At 73.7% G+C, this 13933-nt stretch carries 11 protein-coding genes and 1 pseudogene; 6 read left to right on the top strand and 6 right to left on the bottom strand.

The annotated features are described in order from the left end of the window. Window positions 1-17: 17 nt before the first annotated feature. Window positions 18-599: a TetR/AcrR family transcriptional regulator gene (locus OG753_RS38285; RefSeq protein WP_405792141.1), complete on the bottom strand. Its 582-nt coding sequence runs from the start codon at window positions 597-599 to the stop codon at window positions 18-20. Between the two features lie 60 nt (window positions 600-659). Between OG753_RS38285 and OG753_RS38280 the strand changes: the two genes are divergently transcribed. Beyond that, the gene (locus OG753_RS38280) at window positions 660-851 is read left to right on the top strand and encodes a hypothetical protein (protein ID WP_405793000.1); all 192 of its coding nucleotides are present in this window, start codon (window positions 660-662) and stop codon (window positions 849-851) included. Window positions 852-897: 46 nt separating this feature from the next. Here the strand turns inward: OG753_RS38280 and OG753_RS38275 are convergent, their stop codons facing one another. Beyond that, window positions 898-1140, bottom strand: a complete 243-nt coding sequence (locus tag OG753_RS38275; protein ID WP_327266363.1) for a DUF6158 family protein — start codon at window positions 1138-1140, stop codon at window positions 898-900. A 158-nt stretch (window positions 1141-1298) separates the two neighbouring features. Here OG753_RS38275 and OG753_RS38270 point away from each other — a divergent pair, with 158 nt between their 5' ends. Together OG753_RS38270 and OG753_RS38265 are read left to right on the top strand one after the other, a co-directional pair. Beyond that, on the top strand, window positions 1299-1901 hold the full coding sequence (locus OG753_RS38270) for a TetR/AcrR family transcriptional regulator (protein WP_405792139.1): 603 nt from the start codon (window positions 1299-1301) through the stop codon (window positions 1899-1901). Further along, window positions 1898-3193 (top strand): annotated as a pseudogene (locus tag OG753_RS38265) (MFS transporter); the annotation flags it as partial. The gene OG753_RS38270 and the pseudogene OG753_RS38265, both read left to right, overlap by 4 nt. On the opposite strand, the gene OG753_RS38260 reads toward OG753_RS38265, so the two are convergent. Then, window positions 3164-4072, bottom strand: a complete 909-nt coding sequence (locus OG753_RS38260) for a LysR substrate-binding domain-containing protein (RefSeq protein WP_405792137.1) — start codon at window positions 4070-4072, stop codon at window positions 3164-3166. The pseudogene OG753_RS38265 and the gene OG753_RS38260 sit on opposite strands and share 30 nt — an antisense overlap. A gap of 248 nt (window positions 4073-4320) precedes the next feature. Between OG753_RS38260 and OG753_RS38255 the strand changes: the two genes are divergently transcribed. Further along, the gene (locus tag OG753_RS38255) at window positions 4321-4860 is read left to right on the top strand and encodes a DUF6817 domain-containing protein (protein WP_405792135.1); all 540 of its coding nucleotides are present in this window, start codon (window positions 4321-4323) and stop codon (window positions 4858-4860) included. Window positions 4861-4865: 5 nt separating this feature from the next. On the opposite strand, the gene OG753_RS38250 is transcribed toward OG753_RS38255, so the two are convergent. Continuing rightward, window positions 4866-7748: a TIM-barrel domain-containing protein gene (locus tag OG753_RS38250; RefSeq protein ID WP_405792133.1), complete on the bottom strand. Its 2883-nt coding sequence runs from the start codon at window positions 7746-7748 to the stop codon at window positions 4866-4868. Window positions 7749-7913: 165 nt separating this feature from the next. On the opposite strand from OG753_RS38250, the gene OG753_RS38245 reads away from it, so the two are divergent. Continuing rightward, window positions 7914-9134: an FAD-dependent oxidoreductase gene (locus OG753_RS38245; RefSeq protein ID WP_405792131.1), complete on the top strand. Its 1221-nt coding sequence runs from the start codon at window positions 7914-7916 to the stop codon at window positions 9132-9134. 364 nt (window positions 9135-9498) lie between these two features. Here the strand turns inward: OG753_RS38245 and OG753_RS38240 are convergent, their stop codons facing one another. Continuing rightward, window positions 9499-10167, bottom strand: coding sequence for a response regulator transcription factor (locus OG753_RS38240; protein WP_327266357.1), 669 nt, complete (start codon window positions 10165-10167; stop codon window positions 9499-9501). Continuing rightward, the gene (locus OG753_RS38235) at window positions 10164-11405 is read right to left on the bottom strand and encodes a sensor histidine kinase (RefSeq protein ID WP_405792129.1); all 1242 of its coding nucleotides are present in this window, start codon (window positions 11403-11405) and stop codon (window positions 10164-10166) included. The genes OG753_RS38240 and OG753_RS38235 overlap by 4 nt, the downstream gene beginning before the upstream one ends. A 288-nt stretch (window positions 11406-11693) precedes the next feature. On the opposite strand from OG753_RS38235, the gene OG753_RS38230 reads away from it, so the two are divergent. Beyond that, complete coding sequence (locus OG753_RS38230; protein WP_405792127.1) at window positions 11694-13901, top strand: MMPL family transporter; 2208 nt, start codon at window positions 11694-11696, stop codon at window positions 13899-13901. Window positions 13902-13933: the final 32 nt, after the last annotated feature.

The following is a 13933-nucleotide window of genomic DNA, read 5'->3' as shown; positions in this document are numbered from 1 at the left end:
CACGGTGGAGGGGAGTTTCAGGGCGCGGGAGCGCCGGCGGGGGGCTGCGCGACGGGCCGCGTCCCGCTGAGGAAGGAGGTCAGGACCAGGTGGCCGATCTGGCGCGGGGCGAGGTGGCCGTCGCGCACGCCCTCGGCGGCCGCGTCGAGCAGGCCCCAGAGCGAGTACCAGATCCAGTACGGCGGCAGGTCCGCGCGCAGCCGGCCCAGCCGCTGGCCGTGGGCGAGGAAGGCCAGGGCCCGCTGGTCCTGCCGGTCGACGCCGGCCCGGAACTGCGGGTCCGCGAGGACGGTGGCGTCCCGCGAGGCGAATCCGTAGAGGTGCGCGGCGGGCATCAGGGCGATGACCAGGTCCTCGATGGCGGTGTCGAATGCGGCCGCGTCGGCGCCCGGCGCCAGGTCGAGGGGGGCCAGGCACTCGTCGACCACCTCGATCGCCCGGACGGCGACGGCCTTGAGCAGTGCCTCGCGGGTTGCGTAGCGGCGGCTCAGCGTGGCGCGGCTGGTGCCGATGCCGGCGGCGATCTGCACCATCGAGGCGCTGTGATCGCCGGCGAGGATGCGGGCGGCACCGTCCAGCAGTTCTTCTTCGTTCACCATGAGTGAGCCTCCTTCGCCTCGAACGATACAAGATTGTCTCATTCGAGGCAAAGGAGATGCATGACCACCACACAGGGATCACCAGGAGGGCGCGGTGAGCGCGGTGACCCCCGGCAGGAATCCGGCGTGCACCTGCCCGCGCATACGAACACGGGAGAGCCCGAACCGGCGCCGGCCGCGACCCTGCCCGTCGTCATCGTCGGACTGCACGGCGACGCCAGGTCTCACCCGGCCCGGAGCGCGCACGGCTGACCCGGCTCCGGGAGTCGTGCCTGCTGACCGGAGGGATCCGCCCGGGCTACTCCCCGGTGGTTCGGGCACGGGCCCCCGTGCGGGTGCGGCCGGCGGTCTGGGCCCGCTGCGGGTGGCGGCGTACGTACTCGTGCTCCAGCTCGTTCATCCGCTTCGTGTGGGTGACCAGGGCGTCGTCGGACCCGTGCAACAGGGTCTCGTGGCGCGTGCGGTGAATGGCCTCCAGCTCCTTGAGCAGCCGGCCCTCCTCCAGTTTCTGCGCCGACGGACCGCCGTCGTTCTCGGTCATGGCACGTACACCTCCTCCGCCGGGCCGCGGGATCACACTCGTCCGTCCTCCCCGGCCACTCCATCATCCCCCGCACCGCGGGACAGGGCCTCCGGGCGCACGAATCCGGCCGCCCAGCGGGAGTAGACACTGTCTACACCTGCTGGTAGACAGTGCCCATGGACCAGGAGAGACCGCTCCGGGAGCGGCTGATCGACGTGGGCGTGGAGCTCGTCATGAGCGAGGGGACCGGCGCTCTGGGGCTGCGGGAGATCGCCCGCCGGGCCGGCGTCTCGCACGGGGCGCCGCGCCGGTACTTCCCCACGCACCAGTCGCTGTTGTCGGCGATCGCCCGGCGCGGGTTCGAAGAGCTCGGCGCCCGGTTCGCGACCTCGGCGGCGGGCGCCGGGGAACTGCCCCCGCGCGAGCGGGTGCGGGCGATCGGGTGCGCGTACGTCGGCTACGCGCTGGAGCACGCGGGGATGTTCGAGCTGATGTTCCGGCACGACCTGCTGGACAGTACGGGCCGGGGGCCCGCCGAGGGGCCGCGGCTGCGGGAGACCACGCTCGCGATGTTCGGCCTCCTCGTCGGACTCGTCCGCGAGTGCGGGGCGGCCGAACCCTCCGTCACCGCCGCCGCGTTGTGGGCCAACCTGCACGGCGTGGCCCAGTTGTGGCGCTGGGGCAGCCTGCCGCTGGTCCTGGGCGGCGCCCCGGCCGACGGCGTCGATCGGCTCGTCGGCGCCGCCGTCGACGCGCACCTCGGGCCGGAGCCCGTATGAGGCAGCGGATCTCACTGCTCGTCAGTGTGGCGGGAGCCATGCTCGTCGCACTGGACGGCACCGTGCTGACCGTGGCGCAGCCGAGCCTGCGGCGCGATCTGGGGGCGAGCGTGGCGCAGGTCCAGTGGACCAGCACCGCCTACTTGCTCGCCGTGGCCGCTTTCCTGGTGGTCGCCGGGCGCCTGGGTGACCGGTACGGGCACTCCCGGCTGCTCTTCGTCGGCGTGCTCGGCTTCGCCGGCGCCTCGGCCGGCATCGTCTTCGCGCCGGGCGTGGGCTGGGTGATCGCCCTGCGCGCCGTGCAGGGCGTGTTCGGGGCGCTGCTGCAGCCCGCGACGCTGGCGCTGCTGCGGCTCGCCTATCCGCCCGACCGGCTTTCCGGCCCGGTCGCCGTGCGGACCAGCGCGATCGGGGTGGCCGCGGCGGCCGGTCCGCTGCTCGGGGGCGTGCTGGTCGACCGGTGGGACTGGCGGGCCGTGTTCGTGATCAATGTGCCGGTGGCCCTGGTGATAGCGGCGCTGACACTCGCCGTACGCGCCCCCGCACCGCCGCGTGCGGAGCGCGGGCGGCTGGAACTCACGGGCGCGGCCCTGCTCGCGACGGCCCTCGCGGTGTTCGTGCACACGCTCGTCGGAGTGCCCGGATACGGGTGGACGGCCTCGCGCACGCTCCTCGGCTTCGGGGCGGCCGCCGCCCTGGCTGCTGTTTTCGTACGCCGTGAGCGCCGGGCGCTGCAGCCCTTCGTACCGCGTGCCGTGGCCCGGTCCACGGCGGTGACGGCCTCGATGGGACTGCTGCTGATCGTCTCCGCGGGCATGTTCGGGGCGCTGTTCACCGCCACGTTCCACCTCCAGGACGTCGAGGGACTGGACCCCCTGGCCACCGGGGTGCGGGTGCTGCCGCTGACCGCGCTGATGGTCGCGGGGGCGCCCGTCGCGGGCCGGGCCCTGCGGCGGTACGGGCCGCGGCGGACCGCACTGGTCGGTACGGGGCTGGTCGTCGCCGGGATCGCCGGGCTGGGCTCCGCGTCCCCGGTGGCCTTCGGGGTGCTCGGCGCGGGGTTCACCGTCGTCATGGTCACCGCGACCGGGGCGGTGGTCGGCGAGGCCCCGGCCGGATACGCCGGGGTCGTCGGAGGGCTCAAGCAGACGGCCATGAACGTCGGCCCGGCGCTCGGGATCGCGGTCGCCGCGAGTGCCGGGCTGCGCGGCTCGGCGCTGGTGGCCCTGTCCGCGCTGGCCGCCGTAGGACTGGTGGCGGCGTCACTGCTGCCCGGCGGCGCGCGCCCGGCAGCTGCGGGCGACCTCGTCGGCGAAGACGAGGGCGGGCGGGGCGAGGGCGGCCCAGCGGCGGACCGCCCATCCGACGGCGAGGGGCGGCAGCGCGGGGATCGGCACGAGGCGCAGCGGGCCGTCTGAGCCGGGGATCTGCCAGCCGGGCAGCGCGGGCACGACGGCGTGTCCGAGGCCCAGTTCGGCCAGCAGCAGGGCGGTGTCCCAGTCGGCCACGCTGGTGTCGGAGCTGACGCGGATGCCGGATTCGGCGAAGGCGGCGTCGAGGTGGGCGCGGGAGGCGGAGTTCTTGGGGAGCCGGATGTGGCGGATTCCGGCGAGGTCGGCGGGTTCGATGCGGGCGCGGGCGGCGAGGGGGTCGTCCGCGCCGACGGCGAGCACCCAGGGCAGTTCCATGACGGGGCGCAGCTCGATGCCGCGGACCGGGCCGCCGATGGTGATCCAGGCGAGGTCGAGGGCGTCGGCGGCGAGGGCGTCGAGGCAGCTGCGGATGGAGTTCTCGGTCTGGAACTCCAGGTTCACCTCGGGGTGGCGGCGGCGGAAGGTGACGACGGCCTCGGACATGAAGTGCCGCACCGTGGTCCCGCCGGTGGTGACGCGGACGGTGCCGCCACCGCCCCGGACGAGGTCGTCGACCCGGCGCAGGGCTCCGTCGAGTCCGGCGATGCCGTCGGCGGCGGCCGCCTGGATGATGCGGCCGGCCTCGGTGGGTACGACCCCGCGGGCGTGGCGCTCCAGGAGGCTCGTGCCGGTCTGCTTCTCCAGGCGGCGGACGTGCTGGCTGACGGCCGACTGGGTGCAGCCGAGGTCGCGTGCCACGGCGCTGAGGCTGCCGGCGCGGCAGACCGCCACGAACACACGAAGATCGTCGAGGGTCATGAGACCCAAGATATCGCTTGGGTATGGGGAGTAAATCGGAGGATTGACTTGGGTTTTCGATGGGATCAAGATCGGTGCAGGGCCCGGGCGGCAACCCGTCCCCGCCTTCGCCACGGTGTCCGGAACCCGGGGCGCGGGCGAGGACGGGTGTCGACCCACCCGGCCCAGGCCCCGGCCCCGATCCGGGCCCGACTCGGGCCCGTCCCGGCCTCAACTCGGTTACCACGAACGACCGGAGGGACACAGCGGTGCCGGATCACGTCGTCGCCTGGCTGCGGGAGCTCGGTGCGCGGGAGATCACTCATCCGGGTGGGACCCTCCTCGCACACCTTGAGCGCGTACGGGGACTCCTCGCGTCCTGGGGTGCGCGGCCCGCGCTCCAACGGGCGGGTCTGTGCCACGCGTTCTACGGCACGGACGGATTCCCCACCGCCCTGCTGCCGCTCGCGCGGCGGGCCGAGCTGGCCGCGGTGATCGGCGACGAGGCGGAGGAGATCGTGTACCTGTACGCGGCCTGCGACCGGGCGGCCTCGTACCCGACGCTCGCCCTCGAGGACGCGGTCTTCCGGGACCGGTTCACCGGCCGCGTCCACTCCCCCTCCCCTGCGTTGCGGCGGGACCTCGCCGAGCTGTCGGCGGCCAACGAGCTCGACCTCGCGCGGATCGATCCCGCCTTTCGCGAGGCCTGGGGAGGCGAACTCCTCGCCCTGTTCACGCGGTTGGGCGGGCTCCTGAGCGAGCCGACCCGGCGGGAGTGCCGGGCCGTGCTCGGCGACGGGGAGGGCTGAGGCGGTCAGGGGGCGGGGCGGCCCGTGAGGGTGATCTCGGCGGCGCTGGTCCACGGGCCGCGGCCGCCCGCCTCGGTCAGTGCTCTCAGGCGTAGGTAGCGGCCCTGCTTCGGGTCGAGGTCCGTGGCCTTGGCGGTCGCGGTGTCGGCGAAGGTGCCGGTCGCCACCGGTGGCCCCCAGTCGGTGGTGGTGTCGGAGACGTACACCTCGTAGCCGCCGATGCGGCCGTTGACGCCGCCGTCCTGGCGGGGCAGGTAGCCGAGGCCGTCCACCGCGTAGCGGGCGCCGAGGTCGATCCGGATCTCGTGCGGGAGCGGTGCGGGCCGTGCCGAGGACCAGGCGGTGTGCCAATGCGTGGCCGGGTTCCCGTCGAAGGCGCGCGCGGCGGCACCGTTCTCGGCGGCGGTCTCCTCGCTGTCCGCGTGGACCAGGGACCAGGCCGAGCGGTCGATCGGGGTGGCGGCGGGCAGGGGTTCGGTCGTGGGGAGGCTGGTGCCGGAGGCCGAGACGGTGAAGGCGCCCGCCTTCGTACCCGTCTTGATCCAGAGCACTCCGGAGCGGTCGGCCGGGTCGAAGAACCAGCCGGATGCGGCCGAGTCGTAGGCGGCCTTGGAGGCCAGGCCCGGCACGGGGGCTCCGTCGACGGTGACGGTGGCGGGCGCGGTGGCCACGTGCAGGGTGAACTCGTAGCCGCGGGAGGCCGGTTTGCCGGTGTAGCTGCCGGAGGGGGCGCCGACGGAGACGGAGACCGTACCGGAGCCGGCCGGCGGGGCGGTGACGTCGACCCGCTGGCGGGCGAAGGCACCGGACTGGTGGGCGCGGGTGCGGCCGTCGTCCTCGTAGAGGCTGAAGGAGGAGGTGCCGCGCGGATGGATGTCGTAGGTGAGGGTGTCCACGGGCTTCTCGCCGGTGTGGTTCATCTGCGGCCACATCGGTACGACGGCGCCGCCCTTGACGAAGAGCGGCAGGGTGTCGAGGGGCGCCTGATATCCGTTCAGCCATCCGGGGCCCGCGTACGTACGGCCCGTCCAGTAGTCGGTCCAGGTCCCGGCCGGGAGGTAGATGCCGTCGCGGACCGAGGTGTCGGAGACGACGGGCGCGACGAGGAAGGAGTCACCGGCCATGAACTGGCCGCTGGTGAGGTTGCCGCGGGCCACCGGGTCGTTCGGGTACTCCAGGACCATGGCGCGGGTGCTGGGTACGCCGCTCTCGTGGGCGACGCGGCTCATCGTGTACAGGTACGGCATCAGTCGCATCTTGAGCTGCAGGTACTTGCGGTTGACGGAGAGGTACGGCTCGGCGAAGCGCCAGGGCTGCTTGTCCTGGTAGCCGGCGGACGGGTTGGTCGCGCCCCAGCCGGACATGGTCATGAAGGCCGGGGTGAAGGCCTTCCACTGGAGGTCCCGGACGTACGTCTTCGGGCTGCCGCCGAAGATGCCGTCGACGTCGCCGGCCGCGTAGTTGAGGCCGGACAGGCCCGCTCCGGTGATGGCGGGGACGTGCCAGCGCATGTCGTCCCAGGTGCCGTGGGTGTCGCCGGTCCAGACGACGGCGTTGCGCTGGGTGCCCGCCCAGCCGTCGACGGTCCACACGTAGCGGCGGGCGTCGGAGTTCTTCTCGATCCCGTCCACGGCCTGCTGCACGCCGTTGAAGGCGTACTTGTAGCCGCTGCCGATCCAGGCCACGTCGGTCTTCACGCCCCGGCTGCCGGCGGTGCCCACCTCGTCGGCGATGGAGCCGAGGCCGGTGGAGGTCCACAGGCCCGTCTGGAAGCCCTTGGCCTTCAGCGCGTCCACCGTCGACTTGAGGGGCGCGGTGTAGCCGCAGCCGTAGCCGTCGTTGGGCAGGAACCAGCCCGAGGGCATGTCGGCGGCCCGGGCGTCGGCCGCGTAGCCGACGACGTCGGGAGTGGTCCGGTGGCGCGGCCGGTTGTGATCGCCCTGGTAGTCGGGGTTGGAGGCGTTGAAACAGTCGGCGTTGCCGAGCTCGAAGCCCCACATCGGCGCCATGAAGGGTTTTCCGCTGACGTCGGTGTACGCGTCGAGCACGGATTTGAGGGAGTCGCCGGTGAAGTACCAGGCGTCGAAGCGCTTCTCGTCGTGGGCGAGGGTGGTGGGCGCGTGGAAGCCGTAGGAGCCGGGGGCCCAGGTGTTGCGCATGACGCCGTAGCCGTTGGTGGACATGTAGAAGGGGGCGGGGCTGGCGTTGTCGTTCTCGCGCCACTTGTTGTCGACGGCGATCGGGACGGTCTTGCCGCGGAGCGCCCATTCGCCCAGGCGCAGGCCGGTGCCGTAGAACTGCTCGTCCGCGCCCCGGGCCAGGTACTGGGTGGTCCGGGTGCCCGTCCAGCTGGTGGGCCGGGTCTCCTGCCAGACGGGGGTGGTGTTGTCGGCGCGGTAGACGGAGAACTTGAGGGGCGCCTTGTTGACCCGGATGGAGAGGGATCCGGTGGTGATCCGGTAGTACGGGCCCGCGTCCGAGTAACTCGCGTCCGCGGGGCCGAAGTCGGTGGTGGGGGCGAGGTCGGAGCCGGCCGGGTCGTCGGTGAAGGACCCGTCGGGCGAGAGCCAGAGCCGGAAGATGTCGGCGCGGGCGATGACCACGCGGGCCCTGGCCCCGCCGGAGGCGGTGATGGTGAAGGTGTTCCCGGACCGGGTGAAGCCGGTGACGTCGCCCGCCGTGGCCGTGGCCCCGGCGGGGGCTGCGGAGGCCGCGGACGCGGGTACGGCGAGCGGTCCGGCCGCGGCCAGCCCCACGACGGCGAGGGTGGCGGCGAGCAGCGCGGCGATGGCCGGGGTGCGTCGCCTGCGCCGCCGTCGCGCCGCGTGAACCCGGCTGCCTGACGGGCCTTGCCGACCCTGGCTCCTGCGGATGCTTGGCAGTCTCATGGGGCACTCCTCGTGCGGTCCCGAACACGGACACAGCTCCTTGGCATGCTCCTGGCAAGATAGCGCTCCGGCGGCCCTTCGTGAAAGATGATGCTCGAAGTCCCGTGTGATCACGCAGATTTGAGCATCCGACAGTTCCGCAAGACATCCCCTAGAGTTCGGGCCATGGTGACCGACGCCGATGTGGCAGTGGTGGGGGCGGGACCGGTCGGGCTCGGCGCAGCGCTGCTGCTCGCCCGGGCCGGGCTCGATGTGGTGGTGCTGGAACGCCGTCCCGGGCCGGTGACCGAATCCCGCGCGACGGACCTGCACGCGCGGACCCTGGAGGCCCTCACCCCGAGCGGACTGGCCCAGTCGCTGCTCCCGCTGGGCCGGCGCGTGGACACGGTCGAGATGTGGTCGGGGCGGCGCCGGCTCGGCAGCTTCGGCCTGGGCCGGCTGCGCTCCCCCTACCCGTACATCCTCACCGTCCCGCAATGCGCGACCGAGGGCGTGCTCGCCGCGGAGGCCGAGCGCGCGGGTGTGCGCGTGCACCGTGCGACGGCCGTCCGCTCGGTCGAAGAGGACGCCGACGGCGTCACCGTACGGTCGGACACCCTCGACCCGGTGCGCGCCCGCTGGGCCGTGGCGGCCGACGGCGCGTCGAGCACCCTGCGCGCCCTGACCGGAACGGTGTTCCGCGGCAGGACGTACGCGGGCACGTGGCGGCTTGCCGACCTGCGTGTGGAGGAACCCTCACTGGATCCGGCGCGGGTGCACATGGTCGGCGGGCCGCGCGGCCTGCTCGTGGTCCTGCCCATGCACCTCGACGGCTGGACCCGGGTCGTCCTGCACCTTCCGCACGGCGGCATGCCGGGCGGGGACGTGCCGGGCGGGGGCGGCGCGGAGGAGCTCGTCGCCGAGGCGGCGGCCCGGGGGTGGACGGCGACCGTCCGCGAATGCCGCTGGACGAGTACCTTCCGCACCCACCGACGCCTCGCCGCGCACGACGGCGGGAGGCGGGTGCTGCTGATCGGCGACGCCGCCCATGTGTGCAGCCCGATCGGCGGGCAGGGGCTCAACCTCGGTCTGCGGGACGCGGTCTCCCTCGCGGCGGCGCTGCCCGCGGCCACTGCCGCGGCCCGCGGCGGCCCGTCCCACGAGGCGCTCACGGCCTGGCGCCGCGCTCGTCGCGTCGATGCGCTGGGCGTCCTCGCCCGCACCGATCTCGCGACCCGCGCCTGGACCCTGCGCTCGGCACCCGCCCGCGTCGTACGGGACACGGCGGTGCGCGGCGCACTCACCATCCCGGCCGGGCGCCGTCTGCTCGCCGAGGCGGTCGCCGGCCCCCGGCCCAGGGGGTGTCCTGCCGATCACGCCGGGCTCGATCGGCAAGACACCCCCTAAACCGGTTCGGGACGCGGTGGGGTGACCGCCAGGACCGGTGGGGCCGGGGAGGACCAGCGATGGCCGCAGGGTTCGAAGGCCAGGACCACCGGCTGCCCCGGGCGCTGACGCCAGGAGATCCGTTCCGGTGCGCCGTCGCACACCGGACAGCAGGGCAGCGGACGGGGTTCCGGCAGGCACTCGGGGGCTGCCGTGAGCTGCGTGGCGTGCGGATCGCGCATGGAGGCTCCCTGGTCGTGCGGTTGGGCTGATCGCACTGTGCCATGGACGGACCCTGGTACGCACGGGCGGATCATCCAGTGTTCCGGCTGGTCAGAGGTGCGGTCAGCAGGGGGAATCCGGCCCTCTTACGGGCACTTGGTGATCAACCGCTCCCGCTGCCGGCCTCCACGAGGCCCGATTCGTACGCCGCGATCACCGCCTGTGCGCGGTCGCGGACGCCCAGCTTGCCGAAGATGCCGGTGATGTGGTTCTTGACCGTGGAGACACTGATGTCCAGGTCCGCGGCGATCTCGGCGTTGCCCCGGCCGGTGGCCATGAGCCTCCAGATCTCCAGCTCGCGCGGGGTGAGTTCGACCGGGGTCCCGGCCGCCCACGACCGCGGCCGCTCGGGGGTGCGTACGTAGGCGGAGAGGAGCCGGCTCAGCAGCCGCGGCGCGACGGCGGCCTCTCCCCCGTGGACGATGCGGACCGCGGCGATCAGCTCCTCCGGGGATACGTCCTTGGGCAGGAAGCCGTACGCGCCGGCGCGCAGGGCGGCGACCACGTACTCGTCCATGTCGAAGGTGCTGAGGGCCAGGACGCGGGTGCCGGGGAGCGTGCGGGCGAGTTCCGCGGTGGCCCGGACCCCGTCGAGGACGGGCATGCGGATGTCCATGACGACCACGTCGGGCCGCACCTGCTGGGCGAGGGCGACTGCACGGGCTCCGTCCTCGGCCTCGCCCACGACCTCGAACTCCGGGTCGGGGCCCAGGATCAGGGCCAGGCCGCGCCGTACCAGCGGCTGGTCGTCGGCGATGAGTACACGGATCATCCGTGCCGTTCCTCTCCGGAGGGTGTCAGGGACACCGGGGCAGGGACAGTGGCCGGGGCGGGGGCAGGGATGCGGGCCGCCACCCGGAATCCGCCGCCGGCGACGGCGGTGGCCTCCAGGGTTCCGCCCTGGAGGGCCACCCGCTCGTGCATACCGATCAGACCGTACCCGGGGCGCGCCGCGGGGCGTGCGGGCGGTGCCTGCGCTCCCGCGCCGTCGTCGCGCACCTCCACTCCCACCTCGTCCCGGTCGTAGGTGAGGCGTACGTGGGCGCGCGCACGGCCCGCGTGCTTCCGGGTGTTGGTCAGGGCCTCCTGGACGATGCGGAAGACGGTGAGGCCCACGCTCGGCGGGAGCGGGCGCACCGGGCCGTCCACGGTGAACTCCGTCTCCGTACCGGCCAGCCGGGACTCGGTGATGATCCGGGCGAGGTCGCCGGCCCCGGGCTGCGGCGCCGGCGGGTTGTGTTCCGGTTCCTCCCCGGCCCGTAGTACGTCGAGGAGTTGGCGCATCTCGCGCAGCGCCATCCGCCCGGATTCCTCCAGGGTGACGAGGGCCTCGCGGGAAGCCTGCGGGTCGTAGGCCAGGTTGGCCCGGGCCCCGCCGGCCATCAGCTGCATGGTGGTGATGTGGTGGGCGACGATGTCGTGCAGTTCGCGGGCGATCCGGCGGCGTTCCTCGGCCACCGCCCGGTCTGCGAGCAGCAGCCGCCGGGCCTCGGCCTCCCGCTGCCGGTGCTCGACCGCCCAGGCCGCGGTGACGGTGATGAGCGCCGCGGTGGCGGTGCCGGCCAGTCCCCACCAGCCGAAGGACAGCGGCCAGCCGCTCTGCCCGGCGGAGGCGAGCGCCGCCGCGGCGGCCGCGGCCGCCACGACGACGCCGGGGCGGTGCATCCTGGCCACCGTGTAGAGGGCGATCGTCAGGCTGAGGGTGAAGTGCGGCGACTGCGGCGCCACCACGTTCACCAGTACGCCGACGGCCAGTATCGCGGCGAGCACGGGCACCGGGCGGACGCGCCGGGCCAGCAGGGCCATCGCCGAAACCACCAGCAGGACGGCCGCGGTGACGCTGAGGGTGCCGCCCTCGGCGAGGGTGCTCAGGGAGAAGCCGACGAGGTCCGTGGCGGCGGCCGCCACCGCGACGAGCGCGTCATTGCGCGTCCAGGGTCCCCGGTCCCCTTCGCCTTCCGCGCCCGCATCCCCAGCCGCTCCCGCATCCACATCCGCACGCGTACTCATGACCCCGCCCCCGCCCTTGCCCACGCCCATGCTGCGTCCGTGCCCGCCCCCGTGCCGCCGGTCCTGTTCCCCGGTGGTCGAGACCCATTCTGGCACCGGCCGTCTCCCCTGCCGCCCGACCACGGTCGGGGTCCGGACCAGGACCGGAGTCCTGGTCGGCGCGGGCGTCCGGACCCTGGTCCCGGGCTGCGGATCCTCCTGCGCCCTGACGTTTCGTCCGCTCTCCCCTGATGGTCTGGAGTCGGGCCGGGAAACCCCGGTCCGCACCGCACAGACCGGAGGAAGCCAGTGATCCGCGCCCTGACCGGATTCTCGACGAGAAGTCCGTGGAAGGTGATCGCCCTGTGGGCGGTCCTGGGACTGACGGCGGCCGTCCTGGGCCAGGCGTTCGTCTTCCGCGCCATCCAGACCGGCAGCGGCGGGTTCCTGCCCGCGCACTACGACTCGGCGGCGGCCCTGAAGATCGCCGAGGAGCGGTTCGGGGCCGACCCGGACGCCAATCCGCTCACCGTGCTGGTGGCCCGGTCGGACGAGGCACCGCTCACCGCCGCCGACGAGCAGCGCATCGACGCACAGGCGGCCCGGTTGTCGCGGCAGCGGGTCGTCATGCCCCGCACCGAGGACACCATGCCCCTCGCGCAGGACCACTCTCAGGTCCCCCGGGTGAGTCCGGTCATGACGGCGCCCGACCGCTCCTTCCGGCTGCTGTCCGTCGAACTGAGCGGGAATCCCGCCGATCCCGGTGTGCAGGACACCTACCGGGCCTTCCGCGACTCGGTGCGCGACGCGCTGGCCGAGGAGGGGCTGCGCACCGGCTTCACCGGCGGGATCGCCGACCGGGTGGACAGCACGGACGCAGAGAAGACCCGGTCGGCGATCGTCGGCGGCGCCATGCTCCTGGTCATCGTCCTGCTGCACGTCTTCGTCTTCCGCAGCGCCCTTGCGGCCCTGCTGCCCCTGCTCGCGGTCACCGTCATCGGTGGCGCGGCGGCGGGCGTGGTGGTCGGCGCCGCGCTGCTGACCGGGACCGGACTGGCCGAGTCCACACCGAGCCTGATCAGCGTGGTGCTGATGGGCATCGGCATCGACTACTTCCTGTTCCTCCTCTTCCGCTTCCGGGAGCAGCTGCGCAAGTACCCCGAGCAGTCGGGGCGTGAGGCCGCCGCCCTGGTCGCCGGACGGGTGGGTACGGCCATCACCTCGGCGGCCCTGACCATCGTCGCGGCGTTCGCCACGCTCGGAGTGGCCTCCTTCGGCCAGTTCCAGGTCCTCGGGCCGGCCATCGCCCTGTCCGTGCTCGTGATGCTGCTGGGCAGCCTGACCCTGATGCCGGCCCTGCTGGCGGTCACCGGCCGAAGGATGTTCTGGCCCTCCCGGAGCCTGGAGCGCGAGCCCCGCGCGGGGTCCGCCGCCCGCATGGGCGACCGGGTGGCACGTCGGCCGGTCGCGCTGGTCCTGGCCTCGCTGGCGCTGCTGGGCACGCTGGCCGCCGGGGTCATGGGCATGCGCATCGACTACGGGCAGGGCGGTGGGGGCGGGGAACGCACCGCAGCCGTGACCACCGCGGCCGAGATCTCCCGCGCCCTGCCGGCCGGGGTGTCGGACCCGACGAGCGTCTTCGTCACGGCCTCCGACGGCGCCGTCCTGACCTCCGAACGGCTCGGTGGGCTGTCCAAGGCCCTCGCCCGGGTCGGCGGCGTGGGCCAGGTCGCGGACACCGTACTGACGGAGGACCGGCGGGCCGCGCGGATCGACCTGTTCCTGACCGCCGACCCCCAGCGCCAGGAAGCACGCGACCTGGTGACGGGACCGCTCCGGGCCGCGGTCACGGCGCACACCCCCGCCGGTACGGAGGCACACGTGGGCGGCACGGCGGCCGTCTTCGCCGACATCGCGACCGCGGTGGACAAGGACCTCCGGGTGGTCTTCCCCGTGGCGGCGGCGCTCATCGCGCTGATCCTGATCGCCCTGCTGCGCAGCCTGCTGGCGCCGGTGATCCTGCTGGCCGCGGTCGGGCTCGGCTTCGCCGCCACCCTCGGCGCGTCGACCCTGGTGTTCCAGCACGCGCTGGACCGGCCCGGGGTGGACTTCACCCTGCCGCTCGTGCTGTTCCTCTTCGTGGTCGCGCTCGGCACGGACTACAACATCCTGATGAGCGACCGGATCAGGGAGGAGATGGCCCGGCCGGGTCCGGCCCGCGCCGCGGTCGGCCGTGCCGTCCGGCACACGGCTCCGGCCATCGCCACGGCGGGCCTGGTCCTGGCCGCCTCCTTCGGAAGCCTGGCGGTGACCCCCGCCCCGTCCACCCAGCAGATCGGCTTCGCGACGGCCCTCGGCATCATCCTGTCCGCGTTCGTCCTGTCGATCGTGCTGGTGCCCGCGCTGGCCACTGTGCTGGGCCGGTCCCTGTGGTGGCCGGTACGTCCGCGCCGGTCCGGGGCCGACGCCGACGACACCGAGAAGCAGAGGACCCCGGAGCGGGTGCTGGTCGGCTGAGCCGCCCCTGACGGGGCGAAGGCGCCGCCGCA

The organism is Streptomyces sp. NBC_00029, from assembly GCF_045160505.1.
Taxonomy (GTDB): domain Bacteria; phylum Actinomycetota; class Actinomycetes; order Streptomycetales; family Streptomycetaceae; genus Streptomyces.
Note: the sequence above shows the minus strand (reverse complement) of the source record. Positions and strands in the feature narration are given on the sequence as shown.